Below are 15,013 nucleotides of genomic sequence, written 5' to 3'. Positions count from 1 at the left end.
GTACTGTGCGGACACAACTGCAGGTGAGGAGAAGGGGAGGGCAGATGTCCGGTCGCTGGCGCACGAAATCGGTCGAGCAGTCGATCGCCGACACCGACGAGCCGACGACCCGGCTCCGCAAAGACCTGACCTGGCTTGACCTGGTGGTCTTCGGCGTCTCGGTGGTGATCGGGGCCGGCATCTTCACCGTCACCGCATCCACCACCGGCGACATCACCGGTCCGGCCATCTGGATCTCGTTTCTGATCGCAGCAGGCACCTGTGCGCTGGCGGCGTTGTGCTACGCCGAATTCGCCTCCACCCTGCCGGTGGCCGGCAGCGCCTACACCTTCTCCTACGCCACCTTCGGAGAGTTTCTGGCCTGGATCATCGGTTGGAATCTGGTGCTGGAGTTGGCAATCGGCGCGGCGGTGGTCGCCAAGGGCTGGTCCAGCTACCTCGGGACGGTGTTCGGGTTCGCCGGCGGCACCGTCGCCCTGGGGCCGATCGACTTCGACTGGGGCGCGCTGCTGATCGTCACTCTGGTGGCGATTCTGCTGGTGTTGGGCACCAAGCTGTCGTCGCGGTTCTCCGCAGTGGTCACCGCGATCAAGGTGTCGGTCGTTATCCTGGTCGTGATCGTCGGCTCCTTCTATATCAAGGCCTCCAACTTCACGCCGTTCATCCCCAAACCCGAAGCCGAGCATCAGGGCAGGGGCATGGACCAGTCCGTGCTGTCGCTGCTGACCGGCGCCGGTGGCAGCCACTACGGCTGGTACGGCGTGCTGGCCGGCGCCTCGATCGTGTTCTTCGCGTTCATCGGGTTCGACATCGTGGCGACCATGGCCGAGGAGACCAAGAACCCGCAGCGCGACGTCCCGCGCGGCATCCTGGCCTCACTCGGCGTCGTGACGCTGCTTTACGTGGCGGTCGCGGTCGTGCTGTCCGGAATGGTGTCCTACACCCAGCTGCGCACCGTCCCGGGGCGCGGACAGGCGAACCTGGCCACCGCGTTCCAGGCCAACGGCATCTACTGGGCCAGCGGAATCATCTCGGTGGGAGCGCTGGCCGGCCTGACCACGGTGGTGATGGTGCTGATGCTCGGCCAGTGCCGGGTGCTCTTCGCGATGGCACGCGACGGTCTGCTGCCCCGCGGGCTGGCCAAGACCGGCTCCCGAGGGACACCCGTGCGGATCACCGCACTGGTCGCGGTGGTGATCGCGGCGACGGCGTCGGTTTTTCCGATCAACAAGCTCGAAGAGATGGTCAACGTGGGCACCCTGTTCGCCTTCGTCCTGGTGTCGGCCGGCGTCATCGTGCTGCGCCGGACCCGCCCTGACCTGCCTCGCGGGTTCAGCGCGCCCTGGGTGCCGGTGCTCCCGATCGCGTCGGTGTGCGCGTGCCTGTGGCTGATGCTCAACCTGACCGCGCTGACCTGGGTGCGGTTCGGCGTCTGGTTGCTGGTGGGCGTCGCGATCTACTTCGGCTACGGCCGCCGGCACTCAGTGCAGGCGCGACGCGAGAAGGGCGATGCCGACCTGGACATTTAGGTTGTATTTGGATACTTAGTTTACAAAACAACGTCCCGTGTCTAGACACGAGACGTAAACCGTTGTAATGTCCAACCTCAAGTGGTGAGACTCACACAAGGAGGTTTGGCGTATGACCACACAAATCGACGGCACTCCGGAGGTGCCGGTGTACGAATGGCGCGACAAGAAGCGCTATCTGTGGCTGATGGGATTGATCGCCCCGACGGCGCTGTTCGTGATGCTGCCCGTGATCTGGGGGCTGAACCAGCTCGGCTGGCACACCGCGGCGCAACTGCCGCTGTGGATCGGGCCGTTCCTGGTCTACATCCTGTTGCCGCTGCTGGACCTGCGGTTCGGTCCAGACGGGCAGAACCCCCCGGATGAGGTCATGGAGCGGCTGGAAAACGACAAGTACTACCGCTACTGCACCTACATCTACATCCCGTTCCAGTACGCCAGCGTGGTCCTGGGCGCCTACCTGTTCACCGCGTCGAACCTGCACTGGCTGGGCTATGAGGGCGGACTGGGCTGGCTGGGCAAGATCGGCGTGGCGCTCTCGGTCGGCGTGCTCGGCGGCGTCGGCATCAACACCGCGCACGAGATGGGCCACAAGAAGGACTCGCTGGAGCGCTGGCTGTCCAAGATCACCCTGGCGCAGACCGCGTACGGCCACTTCTACATCGAGCACAACCGCGGCCACCACGTCCGCGTTTCCACCCCGGAGGACCCCGCCTCGGCCCGCTTCGGTGAGACGTTCTGGGAATTCCTGCCCCGCAGCGTCATCGGCAGCGCCCGCTCCTCGGTTCACCTGGAGGCGCAGCGCATCCGCCGCCTCGGGAAGAGCCCCTGGGACCCGCGTACCTACCTGGGCAACGACGTGCTGAACGCCTGGGCGATGACCGTGGTGCTGTTCGGCGCGCTGATCGCGGCCTTCGGCGTGAGCGTGATCCCGTTCCTGGTCATCCAGGCGATCTTCGGCTTCAGCCTGCTGGAAGCCGTCAACTACCTCGAGCACTACGGACTGTTGCGGCAGAAGAACGCCAACGGCCGGTACGAGCGCTGCGCCCCGGTGCACAGCTGGAACTCCGACCACATCGTCACCAATTTGTTCCTGTACCACCTGCAGCGGCACAGCGACCACCACGCCAACCCCACGCGCCGCTACCAGACGCTGCGCAGCATGGAGGGTGCGCCCAACCTGCCCAGCGGGTACGCGTCGATGATCTCGCTCACCTACTTCCCGCCGCTGTGGCGCAAGGTGATGGACCACCGGGTGCTGGACCACTACGACGGCGACATCACCAAGGTGAACGTGCAGCCCCGGCTGCGGAAGAAGCTGCTCGCCAAGTACGGAGTGGCAGCATGAGCGCGGCCTACAAGTGCCCCGTCTGCGACTACCGCTACGACGAGGCCAAAGGCGATGCCCGCGAAGGTTTTCCGGCCGGCACCGGCTGGGACCAGGTTCCCGATGACTGGACTTGTCCGGACTGCGCCGTCCGCGAGAAGCCCGATTTCGAACTAGTCCAGGAAGGATGAGATGACATGAGTGACTACAAGCTCTACCAGTGCGTGCAGTGCGGTTTCGAGTACGACGAGGAGCTGGGCTGGCCGGAAGACGGCATCGCGCCCGGCACCCGGTGGGACGACATCCCCGAGGACTGGAGCTGCCCGGACTGCGGTGCCGCGAAGTCGGACTTCGTGATGGTGGAGGTCGCCCGGTCATGATCGGCACCAACTTCGCTGCGAAAACAGATATCGTCGCGCCTGTGAAGCGGATTCCCTACGCCGAAGCGTCCCGCGCCTTACTGCGGGATTCGGTGCTCGACGCGATGCGGGATCTGCTGCTCACCCGCGACTGGTCCGCCATCACACTGTCCGACGTGGCCCGGGCCGCCGGCATCAGCCGGCAGACCATCTACAACGAGTTCGGGTCCCGGCAGGGCCTGGCGCAGGGTTACGCCCTGCGCCTGGCCGACCGGCTGGTCGACACGGTAAAGGGCGCGCTGGACGCCAACATCGGCAACATCTACGAGTCGTTCCTGCAGGGCTTCCGGGCCTTCTTCGCCGAGTCGGCGGCCGACCCGTTGGTGATCTCGCTGTTGACGGGCGTCGCCAAGCCGGATTTGCTGCAGCTGATCACCACCGACAGCGCGCCCATCATCAGCCGGGCGTCGGCACGTCTGGCGACCGCGTTCACCCAGACGTGGCTGGCCACCAGCGACGACGACGCCGGGGTGCTGTCGCGGGCGATCGTCCGGCTGTGCTTGAGCTACGTGTCGATGCCGCCCGAAGCCGACCACGACGTCGCGGCGGATCTGGCCAGGATGATGACCCCGTTCGCGGAGCGTCACGGCGTCATCAACGTGCCCTGACCAGGACGGCTATTGGCCGGAGGCTAGAGTGAGTCCAGAGAGTTACTGGGCCGACGCGCCTACTCAGACTCAAAGAAGCCCCCAAAGAAGGATGTAAACCCCTATGACGACGCTCGAAAATTCGCTCACCCCCGACGTTCTGAACGGCATCGACTTCAAGGTTGCCGATCTGTCGCTGGCGGATTTCGGCCGCAAAGAGCTCCGGATCGCCGAGCACGAGATGCCCGGCCTGATGTCACTGCGCCGCGAGTACGCCGAGGTGCAGCCGCTGAAGGGAGCCCGGATCTCGGGTTCGCTTCACATGACCGTCCAGACCGCGGTGCTGATCGAGACCCTGACCGCGCTGGGTGCCGAAGTTCGGTGGGCGTCGTGCAACATCTTCTCGACCCAAGACCATGCGGCGGCCGCCGTCGTTGTCGGCCCGCATGGCACACCCGAAGAGCCCAAGGGTGTCCCGGTGTTCGCCTGGAAAGGCGAGACGCTCGAGGAGTACTGGTGGGCCGCCGAGCAGATGCTCACCTGGCCGGACGAGGACAAGCCGGCCAACATGATTCTTGACGACGGTGGCGACGCCACCATGATGGTGCTGCGCGGCATGCAGTACGAGAAGGCCGGCGTCGTGCCGCCCGCCGAGGAAGACGACTCGGCCGAATGGAAGATCTTCCTGAGCGTGCTGCGCAACCGCTTCGAGACCGACAAGGGCAAGTGGACCAAGATCGCCGAGTCGGTCAAGGGCGTCACCGAGGAGACCACCACCGGTGTGCTGCGCCTGTACCAGTTCGCCGCGGCCGGTGACCTCGCCTTCCCCGCGATCAACGTCAACGACTCCGTCACCAAGTCGAAGTTCGACAACAAGTACGGCACCCGCCACTCGCTGATCGACGGCATCAACCGCGGCACCGACGCCCTGATCGGCGGCAAGAAGGTGCTGATCTGTGGCTACGGCGACGTCGGCAAGGGCTGTGCCGAGGCCATGAAGGGCCAGGGCGCCCGGGTCCAGGTCACCGAGATCGACCCGATCAACGCGCTGCAGGCGATGATGGAGGGCTTCGACGTCGTGACCGTCGAGGACGCCATCGCCGACGCGGACATCGTGGTGACGTCGACCGGCAACAAAGACATCATCATGCTCGACCACATCAAGGCGATGAAGGACCACTCGATCCTGGGCAACATCGGCCACTTCGACAATGAGATCGACATGGCCGGCCTGGAGCGCTCCGGCGCCACCAAGACGAACATCAAGCCGCAGGTCGACCTGTGGACCTTCAAGGAGACCGGCCGCTCGGTCATCGTGCTGTCCGAGGGCCGGCTGCTGAACCTGGGCAACGCCACCGGCCACCCGTCGTTCGTGATGAGCAACAGCTTCGCCAACCAGACGATCGCCCAGATCGAGCTGTGGACCAAGAACGACGAGTACGACAACGAGGTGTACCGCCTGCCCAAGCACCTCGACGAGAAGGTGGCCCGCATCCACGTCGAGGCGCTCGGCGGAACGCTGACCAAGCTGACCAAGGACCAGGCCGAATACCTGGGCGTCGACGTCGAGGGCCCGTACAAGCCCGACCACTACCGCTACTGAGTCGCGGTGCCCCCGCGAGCGTGAAGCCAGCTTCACGTTCGACGCCCACTGTGAAGCCAGCTTCACGGTGGGCGGGGGATAGGCTCGCGCCGTGCTGATCGCGATCGAAGGCGTCGACGGCTCCGGCAAGCGCACGCTGACCGACGGCCTGCGCGCGCACCTGCACCGCGCCGGCAAGTCGGTGGCGACGCTGGCGTTCCCGCGCTACGGGCAGTCCATCACCGCTGACCTCGCGGCCGAGGCGCTGCACGGTCAGCACGGTGATCTCGCGCAATCGGTGTACGGGATGGCGACATTGTTCGCGCTCGACCGGGCCGGGGCCGTCGCGGATGTACAACGGCTGGGGCGCGAGCACGACGTGGTGATCCTGGACCGCTACGTCGCCTCCAACGCCGCCTACAGCGCGGCCCGGTTGCATCAGGACGCGGCCGGGGACGCGGTGGCGTGGGTGCACGCGCTGGAATACGAGCGGCTTGCGCTACCGGTGCCGGACTGGCAGATCCTGCTCGCGGTGCCGGCGGAACTGGCCGGGCAGCGGGCCCGCGACCGCGCCGAGAGCGACCCGGGCCGGGCGCGCGACAGCTACGAACGCGACGACGGACTGCAACGCCGGACCGGCGAGGTGTACGCCGGACTGGCCGCCGCGGGGTGGTCCGGGCGATGGCTCGTGGTGGACGCGGACGTCGATCCGGCCGCTCTGGCGGCCGAGTTGACGGCTGTTTAGCACAAATTCGGCGCTATTTGCCCTTATCAATCAAGAAACACCCGTGTGGTAGCCGAGTTTTGTCCGGATCTGGTGACACCATGGACTCCATGAGGCAAAGGATTCTGGTCGTCGACGACGACGCTTCGCTGGCCGAGATGCTCACCATCGTGTTGCGTGGGGAGGGTTTCGACACCGCGGTCATCGGCGATGGCACTCAGGCCCTGACCGCCGTGCGCGAATTGCGTCCGGATCTGGTGCTGTTGGACTTGATGCTGCCGGGCATGAACGGCATCGACGTCTGCCGGGTGCTGCGCGCCGATTCCGGCGTGCCGATCGTCATGCTGACCGCCAAGACCGACACCGTGGACGTGGTGCTCGGCCTGGAGTCCGGTGCCGACGACTACATCATGAAGCCGTTCAAGCCCAAGGAGCTGGTGGCGCGGGTGCGGGCGCGGTTGCGGCGCAACGACGACGAGCCGGCCGAGATGCTGTCCATCGCCGACGTCGACATCGACGTGCCGGCGCACAAGGTCACCCGCAACGGTGAGCAGATCTCGCTCACGCCGCTGGAATTCGACCTGTTGGTCGCGTTGGCGCGTAAACCCCGCCAGGTGTTTACTCGTGATGTGCTGCTCGAACAGGTCTGGGGATACCGGCACCCGGCGGACACCCGCCTGGTGAACGTGCACGTCCAGCGCCTGCGCGCCAAGGTCGAAAAGGATCCCGAGAACCCGACCGTGGTTCTGACCGTTCGAGGAGTGGGTTACAAGGCCGGCCCCCCGTGATCCGGCGGCCGGGAGAGTGCGGTGTAGGTGATCTGGCGCTCTCCACGACGTAGTCGAGGTCGCTGGGGCCGTTCGGGGCCCCTGCCGCGCGGCTTGAGTGCTGTGAGCCGTGCCGTCGCTGTGGTTTGGCGGCGTTCCCTGCAACTGCGTGTCGTTGCGCTGACCCTCGGGTTGTCGCTGGCTGTGATTCTGGCGCTGGGTTTCGTGCTGACCAGTCAGGTCACCAATCGCGTGCTCGACGTCAAGGTCAAGGCCGCCACCGACCAGATCGAGCGGGCGCGCAACACCGTCAGCGGAATCGTCAACGGTGAGGAAACCCGCTCACTGGACAGCAGCCTGCAGTTGGCCCGCAACACGCTGACCTCGAAGACCGATCCCGCCTCCGGCGCCGGCCTGGCCGGTGCCTTCGACGCGGTGCTCATGGTGCCGGGGGACGGCCCGCGGGCCGCTTCGACGGCCGGACCCGTCGACCAGGTGCCCAACGCGTTGCGGGGCTTCGTCAAAGCAGGTCAGGCCGCGTACCAGTACGCGACGGTGCACACCGACGGGTTCTCCGGGCCGGCGCTGATCGTCGGGACACCGACATCGTCGCGGGTGGCGAACCTCGAGCTGTACCTGATCTTCCCGCTGGCCAACGAGCAGGCCACCATCACGCTGGTGCGCAGCACGATGGCCACCGGCGGGCTGGTGCTGCTGCTCTTGCTCGCGGGCATCGCCCTGCTGGTCTCCCGCCAGGTGGTGGTGCCGGTGCGGTCCGCCTCGCGGATCGCCGAGCGGTTCGCCGAGGGACATTTGTCCGAGCGCATGCCGGTCCGCGGTGAGGACGATATGGCGCGGCTGGCGGTCTCGTTCAACGACATGGCCGAGAGCCTGTCCCGGCAGATCACCCAGCTCGAAGAGTTCGGCAACCTGCAACGCCGGTTCACCTCCGACGTCAGCCACGAACTGCGCACCCCGCTGACCACGGTGCGGATGGCCGCCGACCTGATCTACGACCACAGCGCCGACCTGGATCCCGCCCTGCGCCGCTCCACCGAATTGATGGTCAACGAGTTGGACCGCTTCGAGACGCTGCTCAACGACCTGCTGGAGATCTCCCGGCACGACGCCGGGGTGGCCGAGTTGTCCGTGGAGGCGGTCGACCTGCGCACCACCGTCAACAAGGCCCTGACCAACGTCGGCCACCTGGCCGAGGAGGCCGGCATCGAGCTGCTGGTAGACATGCCGACCGAGGAAGTGATCGCGGAGGTCGACGCCCGCCGGGTGGAACGCATTCTGCGCAACCTGATCGCCAACGCCATCGACCATGCCGAGCACAAGCCGGTGCGGATCCGGATGGCGGCCGACGTGGACACGGTCGCAGTCACCGTCCGCGACTACGGCGTCGGCCTGCGGCCCGGTGAGGAGAAGCTGGTGTTCAGCCGGTTCTGGCGCTCCGACCCGTCCCGGGTGCGGCGCTCCGGGGGTACCGGGCTGGGCCTGGCGATCAGCATCGAGGATGCCCGGCTGCACCAGGGCCGCCTGGAAGCCTGGGGCGAGCCCGGCCAGGGCGCCTGCTTCCGGCTGACGCTGCCGCTGGTGCGGGGGCACAAGGTGACCACCAGCCCGCTGCCCATGAAGCCGATCCCGGCGCCTGCTCCGGCGGCCAACCCGGCTGCCGTCGCCGATCAGCGCACCCGGGAGCACGCCGGATGAGACGCGCGATGATTGCCTTGCTCACAGCGGTGAGCGTGCTGTCGGGCTGTGCGAGCGTGCCCAGTTCGTCGGCGCCGCAGGCCATCGGCACGGTCGAGCGGCCGGCGCCGTCGAACCTGCCCAAACCCACCCCGGGGATGGATCCCGACGTGCTGTTGCGCGAATTCCTCAAGGCCACCGCCGACCCGGCGAACCGGCACCTGGCGGCCAGGCAGTTCCTCACCCAGTCGGCCTCCAACTCCTGGGACGACGCCGGTAGCGCGCTGCTGATCGACCATGTGGTGTTCGTCGAAACCCGTGGCGCCGAACGTGTTTCGGCCACGATGCGGGCCGACATCCTGGGCTCGCTGTCCGACATCGGAGTTTTCGAGACCGCCGAGGGCCAGTTGCCCGACCCGGGGCAGATCGAGTTGGTCAAGACCTCCGGCGGGTGGCGTATCGACCGGCTGCCCAACGGAGTGTTCCTGGACTGGCAGCAGTTCCAGTCGACCTACAAGCGGAACACGCTGTATTTCGCCGACCCCACCGGCAAGACCGTGGTGCCCGATCCGCGCTACGTCGCGGTGTCCGACCACGACCAGCTGGCCACCGAGCTCATCTCGAAGCTGCTGGCCGGCCCCCGCCCCGAGATGGCGCATACGGTGCGCAACCTGCTGGCTCCGCCACTGCGGTTGCGTGGGCCGGTCACCCGGGCCGACGGGGGCAAGAGCGGAGTGGGCAAGGGCTACGGCGGCGCCCGCATTGAGCTGGAGAAGCTGTCCACCACCGATCCGCACAGCAGGGCTCTGCTTGCCGCGCAGATCATCTGGACGCTGGCGCGGGCCGACATCCGCGGGCCCTACGTCATCAACGCCGACGGCGCCCCGCTGGACGACCGGTTCGCCCAGGGCTGGAACACCTCCGACGTCGCCGCCACCGACCCGGGCGTGGCCGACGGTGCCGGCGCGGGCCTGCATGCGCTGGTGGGCGGATCGCTGGTGGAGCTGGACGGCCAGCACGTCACCACGGTGCCGGGGGCCTTCGGTCACATGGGGGATCAGACCGGTGCCGCACTGTCGCGCAGTGGGCGGCAGGTGGCGTCGGTGGTGACGCTGCGCCGCGGAGCGCCGGACATGGCGGCATCGTTATGGATCGGGGACCTCGGCGGCGAAGCGGTCCAGTCCGCCGACGGGCACAACCTGTCGCGGCCCAGTTGGTCGCTGGACGATGCGGTCTGGGTGGTCGTCGACGCCAACAACGTGCTGCGGGCGATCCAGGAACCCGCCACCGGACAGCCCGCCCGCATTCCCGTGGACTCCACCGCGGTGTCCAGCCGCTTCCCCGGGCCCATCACCGATCTGCAGTTGTCCCGGGACGGGACGCGCGCGGCAATGGTGATCGGCGGACAGGTGATCCTGGCCGGTGTCGAGCAGACGCAGGCCGGACAGTTCGCCCTGACCTACCCGCGGCGGCTGGGCTTCGGCCTGGGAACGTCGGTGGTGTCGCTGTATTGGCGAACGGGTGACGACATCGTGGTGACCCGCAACGACGCCACCCACCCGGTGTCCTACGTAAACCTGGACGGCGTCAACTCGGATGCGCCCGCGCGCGGGCTGCAGATCCCGCTGTTCGCGATCGCGGCAAGTCCGTCCACCGTGTATGTCGCCGGTCCGCAGGGCGTGCTGATGTACTCCGCGTCTGCGGCCGAGAACCAACAGGGCTGGTCGGAGGTGGCCGGTCTGATGATCGGCGGGGCCGCGCCGGTCCTGCCGGGATAACTGCGCCGGCACCGGCTAATCTGCTGGTGAGGAGGCGCTTGCCGATGTCGCCCAAGGTTCCTTTCCTGCGTTGGGACGACCCGTTCCGCGCCTTGGAGATGCTGGCTTCCCTCTGGTCGTCGACCGGGATACCGTCGGTCGGCGCCCACGCGGTCGCAATGCCCTACCGGACCCTGTTCGCGACCTTGCAGCAGCTGCTGGTCGGCAAGGAAGTCACCGTCCGCATCGGCGATCAGGACGTGACGCTGACCGTCGTCGAGCTGGAATCGGAGCTGGATCCCCAGGGGTTGCCGGTGGGCCAGCTCGGCGAGGTGCGGGTGGCGGCCCGCGACATCTGCTGGGCCGACAACCGTCTGCAGAGTGCGGTCGCCGTGATGCGCAACGTGCACATCCGTCCCGGCGTGCCGCCGCTGGTCATCGCGGCTCCGACGGAGTTGACGACCGAGCTGCCGAAAGACGTCTTCGACCATGTGCTGGAGCAGGCGGCGCCCCATCTGCGCAGCGAGTCGGGGGAGGACGGGACCGCGCTGTTGAGCTGGGCACGCCGTCCGGGCCTGGGTGGGCTCGAGGTGGACGCCGACGTGGTCGGCTCGACGTTGTGGCTGCGCCCGCGCGCGGTGGTGGCCGGGCAGCGGCGGTGGAAGTTGCCGTTGCGCGCACCCGCGTACCAGGTGCCGTTGCCGGAGTTGCCGCACGGCCTGATGATCACCGGCGTCGAGCTGACGCCGGAATCCCTGCACCTGTCCGGACTGCTGCCCGAATGGCGAATGGAACTGCCGCTGCGGGCGCTCGAAGACCTGATCACGCGACTGAGTCAGGGGGCGCTGAGCTTCAGCTGGCCGTCACTGTGGTGGGGTTCCGACTCCGGCGAGTGAATTACATTAATGTAAATTACACCGCTGTAATTTATGCCTCGATTTTGCTGGCCGGCCATTAATCGATCGAATTTTGCGGTCTGCCGATTGACCGTGTACAGGTCACGAATTGGTCGCGTAGCACAGCTTCGGTGCCCAAAACCCTTCGCTGCGTAACTATTTGGGAAAGACACCGTCACGGCGCGGCTGGGGCTCGGCATCGGTTCGGCAACCATCAACCTAGGCCTCTAGGCAAGAATTCGGCGCGCCGATACGGTTCCCCATTGTCATTAATTGCGGGGGCAATTGGGGAGATTGAACGGAGTTGGCGTTGCGGATAATCGATCGATTCTGCGTAGCGGTTGCGGCCGGCGCGGGGTTGTGCGGAGCTGCGCTGGCATTGAGTCCGGGCGCGGTGGCCACTCCGCTGCGGACCGGTGGTGGGAACTGCATTGAGCAACAGATGGGCTTCGCTGCGGGGCCGGTAGCAGCGGCGCCCGTAGTGCTGCCAGGTCCGGTGCCGATCGCGCCGGCGGTGCCGGTCGTGCCGCCGGTGCCGGTCGTGCCGCCCGTGCCCGTGGTGCCTCCGGTGGCGCCGGTGGTCCCGGTCGCGGGCGCGGGAGCCGGCGCGGCCGAGGCGGCGCCGGCGGCTGCACCGATCGCGACGCAGGCGGGGACGGGCAAGGGTGCGCCGATGACTCCCTCGAGTGGCAAGGCCGCTGACCCGGTCGTGCTGCCCGGGCCGCAGGCTCCGGCGCCGCAGGCCGTTGCCGCCGAGGTGCCCTCGGCGCCGATTCCAGCCGTCTTGGCCGGCACGACGACGGCGCTGCCGGCGTGCGGGGCGGTGGGCGCGCCGGCGCAGTAGTTACGGAATCCCGGTGGCGCCCAGAGTGAAGGCTGCGCACAGGATGACGAACTGGCCGAAGCAGCACAGCAGCGGCACGGCGAAGTGGAGTCGTTGGCGTTTCCACAAGTGGGCGTAGGTCCCGATGGCGATCTCGAGAATGATCAGGACGGCGGTTCCCACCACACTGATCAGCGCTGCCTCCCGGAGGTGGGCTCCTCGATCGCAGTGCACATGGTGAATGCGGCACTGGTCGTGTGGATCGGCGGTGACGAGTAGGGCCAGATTCAGCAGCACGGTGAAAAGCACCAGCACGGCATGCAGCGCGACGAGCCCGACCACCCCGCCGTTTCCCCGTCCCGTGCGGAAGGCTGGATTCTGGGCTGTCATCGACCGATTGTCGATTACTTTCCGGCTTCGCGCAGAGCTCGTTGGAACTTCGGCGCCGGCCACAGCTATCCAGCTGCAACCCTGCAGAGTGTGTCACCGATGCCCTGAGAGATGACACTGAGTCCTGTCAGAGGTAGTAGGTATACTCGAACACATGTTCGATAGATTGCCGTGCCTTCCGTGTGGGTTGGCGGATTACGACGGCTACCTCGCGGAGGTGGTGGCCCATCGGCGGGCGCTGCTGGAACAGACCGAGGAGTCGGTGGGCTGGGTGGCGCGTATTGGTGGGGCGGCGCGGGTGGTCAATCAGGGTGCGGCCGCGGAGTTGGTGGCGGTGGGGGCGTTGTTCGCCCACCGCTTGGTGGGCGGTGGGGAGCGGGGGCAGTGGGCGATCGACACGATGAAGGCCGTCGCCGGGGAGGTGGCGGCGGGGCTGCGGATCAGCCAGGGCCGCGCGGAGACCAAGGTGCGTTATGCCCGGGCGATGCGGGAGCGCCTACCGGAGGTCGCGGCGGTGTTCTGCGCCGGCGACATCGACTATGAGGCATTCACGACGATCGTGTACCGCACCGATCTGATCGAAGACCGTGACGTGCTGGCGGCCGTCGATGCCACGGTCGCGGCGCGGGTGACGCGCTGGCCCTCGCTGAGCCGGGGGAGGTTGTCGCAGAAGGTCGATGCGATCGTGGCCCGCGCTGATGCCGATGCGCTGCGCCGCCGCACCGAGGCCCGGGCCGAGCGGGAGGTGTGGATCAGCCCGCCCCAGGACGGGGTGGCGCAGATCGAGGGACGGCTGCGCGCCACCGATGCTAAGGCCATCGATGCGCGGCTCTCGGCGCTGGCGGCCACCGTGTGCCCCAACGATCCACGCACCCTGGCCCAGCGCCGCGCCGATGCCCTGGGGGCCTTGGCCGCCGGCGCCACCCGGCTGGGCTGTGAATGCGCGCGCCCGGACTGCACCGCCGCCGGGAAAAAGCCGGCCAGCCCGGTGGTGATCCATGTGATCGCCGAAGCCGCCACCCTGGCCGGGCGCAGCGACAGCCCCGCCTGCCTGCTCGGTGGGGAGGACCTGATCACCCCCGACCTGCTGGCCGAGTTGGCGTTGACGGCCAAACAGGTCCCGTTGATCCACCCCGGCTACGCCGCACCCGAACCCCACTACCACCCCTCGCCGGCGTTGGCCGATTTCGTGCGGGCCCGGGACCTGACGTGCCGCTGGCCCGGCTGCGACGTGCCGGCCACCCACTGCGACCTCGACCACACCACCCCCTACGCCTCCGGTGGGCCCACCCACGCCGGCAACATGAAGTGCTACTGCCGCACCCATCATCTGATGAAAACGTTCTGGGGCTGGACCGAGAAACAACTCGCCGACGGCACCCTGATCCTCACCAGCCCCGGCGGGGACACCCACGTCACCACCCCCGGGTCTGTGCTGCTGTTTCCCAGCCTGTGTCACGCGGTGGGCGGCATGCCCGCCCCCGAAGCCCAGACCCCACCCACCGACTACTGCGCCGAGCGCACCGCGATGATGCCCACCCGCCGCCGCACCCGCGCCCAGGCCCGCGCCGCGCGCGTGGCCGCCGAACGCCGCGCCAACCACCAAGCCCGCACCACCGCCACCGGCCCACCCGACGACGAACCCCCACCCTTCTAGCTGGGCGGCCGATCGGGGTTGAGGGTCGACGGTTGCGGCGGCTTGACGTCGGCTTCCTTGCCGCTGTCGACAGCCGGGACGCCTTCTTTGACGATCACCGGGTCGCCCACGTGGACCGTGTTGAAATACCACTCCGCGTCGGTGGGGCTCAGGCTGATGCAGCCGTGGCTGACGTTCTCGACGCCCATCGCGTTGACCGCCCACGGCGCCGAATGGACGTATAAGCCGTGGTTGGTGATGCGGACGGCGTAGTCGACCTGTAGCCGGTATCCGTCGGGGTTGTCGACGGGTATGCCGACGCTGCTCGAATCCATCATCACCGAGCGGTCTTTGGCCAGCACGCTGTACGTCCCCACCGGCGTCGCGTACTCCGGCCTGCCCATCGACGCCGGCAACACGCCCGCTTCACCGAAGTGCGACCGGTGATGCGGCGCCGGCAGGGCGGGCGGCGGCGTGTCGGCTTCCACCCCGTCGATGCTGACGGTGAAGGTGTGGTTGGTGATATCCGCGACGCCGACCACCGCCGGACCCGTCTTGAACTCCGTGCGCAGGCCGCCAACCGACAGCGCCACGGTGCTGTGCGCCGGCCAGAACCGGTCGGGCACCCACTGCACGACGTTGCTGTCCACCCACTCGAATCTGCCGCTCATCGCGGGCGCCGATGTCACTTCGATGGCGCGCTCCACGGCCTCACGATCCGCGACCGGACTGCCGAAAGTCACCACGATCGGGTGGGCGACACCCACGACGGAGCCGCGTACGGGCAGGATCGCGACAATCCCAGAGACGAGGCCGGAATAGCCGCTCGTTTTGCTCGCCGCCATCAGCGTTACACCGGCGTGCCCCGCCAACACTGTCGA

15 protein-coding genes are annotated in these 15,013 nt (G+C 67.6%); 13 read left to right on the top strand and 2 right to left on the bottom strand.

All coding sequences use genetic code 11. From position 1 onward, the window contains the following. Positions 1–44 precede the first annotated feature (44 nt). From ACNQS7_RS13205 to ACNQS7_RS13150, 12 genes are all read left to right on the top strand, one after another. Positions 45–1,529, top strand: coding sequence for an amino acid permease (locus ACNQS7_RS13205; protein WP_418012885.1), 1,485 nt, complete (start codon positions 45–47; stop codon positions 1,527–1,529). A gap of 112 nt (positions 1,530–1,641) precedes the next feature. Then, entirely contained in the window at positions 1,642–2,877 is a 1,236-nt protein-coding gene (locus ACNQS7_RS13200; protein WP_418012884.1) for an alkane 1-monooxygenase, read from the top strand. Next, positions 2,874–3,047 carry a rubredoxin gene (locus tag ACNQS7_RS13195; protein ID WP_055576521.1) on the top strand — a complete coding sequence of 58 codons (174 nt, stop codon included), beginning with the start codon at positions 2,874–2,876 and terminating at the stop codon, positions 3,045–3,047. Before ACNQS7_RS13200 ends, ACNQS7_RS13195 begins: the two co-directional genes overlap by 4 nt. Before the next feature lie 6 nt (positions 3,048–3,053). After that, entirely contained in the window at positions 3,054–3,236 is a 183-nt protein-coding gene (locus ACNQS7_RS13190; RefSeq protein ID WP_055576520.1) for a rubredoxin, read from the top strand. Next, positions 3,233–3,883 carry a TetR family transcriptional regulator gene (locus tag ACNQS7_RS13185; RefSeq protein ID WP_418012883.1) on the top strand — a complete coding sequence of 217 codons (651 nt, stop codon included), beginning with the start codon at positions 3,233–3,235 and terminating at the stop codon, positions 3,881–3,883. The genes ACNQS7_RS13190 and ACNQS7_RS13185 overlap by 4 nt, the downstream gene beginning before the upstream one ends. Positions 3,884–3,986: 103 nt before the next feature. Continuing rightward, on the top strand, positions 3,987–5,465 hold the full coding sequence (ahcY, locus tag ACNQS7_RS13180) for an adenosylhomocysteinase (protein WP_055576518.1): 1,479 nt from the start codon (positions 3,987–3,989) through the stop codon (positions 5,463–5,465). A gap of 91 nt (positions 5,466–5,556) precedes the next feature. After that, on the top strand, positions 5,557–6,189 hold the full coding sequence (locus tag ACNQS7_RS13175; RefSeq protein WP_418012882.1) for a dTMP kinase: 633 nt from the start codon (positions 5,557–5,559) through the stop codon (positions 6,187–6,189). A gap of 80 nt (positions 6,190–6,269) precedes the next feature. Next, positions 6,270–6,956, top strand: coding sequence for a two-component system response regulator MtrA (gene mtrA / locus ACNQS7_RS13170; RefSeq protein ID WP_055576516.1), 687 nt, complete (start codon positions 6,270–6,272; stop codon positions 6,954–6,956). 27 nt (positions 6,957–6,983) lie between these two features. Further along, positions 6,984–8,651, top strand: coding sequence for an MtrAB system histidine kinase MtrB (gene mtrB, locus ACNQS7_RS13165; RefSeq protein WP_055576515.1), 1,668 nt, complete (start codon positions 6,984–6,986; stop codon positions 8,649–8,651). A gap of 8 nt (positions 8,652–8,659) precedes the next feature. Continuing rightward, on the top strand, positions 8,660–10,408 hold the full coding sequence (gene lpqB, locus ACNQS7_RS13160; RefSeq protein WP_418012881.1) for an MtrAB system accessory lipoprotein LpqB: 1,749 nt from the start codon (positions 8,660–8,662) through the stop codon (positions 10,406–10,408). A 44-nt stretch (positions 10,409–10,452) separates the two neighbouring features. Next, on the top strand, positions 10,453–11,283 hold the full coding sequence (locus ACNQS7_RS13155) for an LmeA family phospholipid-binding protein (RefSeq protein ID WP_310784384.1): 831 nt from the start codon (positions 10,453–10,455) through the stop codon (positions 11,281–11,283). Positions 11,284–11,593: 310 nt separating this feature from the next. Next, on the top strand, positions 11,594–12,127 hold the full coding sequence (locus ACNQS7_RS13150) for a hypothetical protein (RefSeq protein WP_418012880.1): 534 nt from the start codon (positions 11,594–11,596) through the stop codon (positions 12,125–12,127). Here the strand turns inward: ACNQS7_RS13150 and ACNQS7_RS13145 are convergent, their stop codons facing one another. Beyond that, positions 12,128–12,496 carry a hypothetical protein gene (locus ACNQS7_RS13145; protein ID WP_418012879.1) on the bottom strand — a complete coding sequence of 123 codons (369 nt, stop codon included), beginning with the start codon at positions 12,494–12,496 and terminating at the stop codon, positions 12,128–12,130. Between the two features lie 154 nt (positions 12,497–12,650). On the opposite strand from ACNQS7_RS13145, the gene ACNQS7_RS13140 reads away from it, so the two are divergent. Further along, on the top strand, positions 12,651–14,153 hold the full coding sequence (locus ACNQS7_RS13140; RefSeq protein WP_418012878.1) for an HNH endonuclease signature motif containing protein: 1,503 nt from the start codon (positions 12,651–12,653) through the stop codon (positions 14,151–14,153). Here ACNQS7_RS13140 and ACNQS7_RS13135 read toward each other — a convergent pair. Further along, entirely contained in the window at positions 14,150–14,977 is an 828-nt protein-coding gene (locus tag ACNQS7_RS13135; RefSeq protein WP_418015980.1) for a L,D-transpeptidase, read from the bottom strand. The two genes, ACNQS7_RS13140 and ACNQS7_RS13135, sit on opposite strands and share 4 nt — an antisense overlap. Positions 14,978–15,013 lie beyond the last annotated feature (36 nt).

Origin of the sequence: Mycobacterium sp. 23, assembly GCF_048287075.1 — a bacterium.
Classification (GTDB): Bacteria; Actinomycetota; Actinomycetes; order Mycobacteriales; family Mycobacteriaceae; genus Mycobacterium; species Mycobacterium gordonae_B.
The sequence above is the reverse complement of the archived record's forward strand: the minus strand, read 5'-3'. Positions and strand labels throughout refer to the sequence as shown.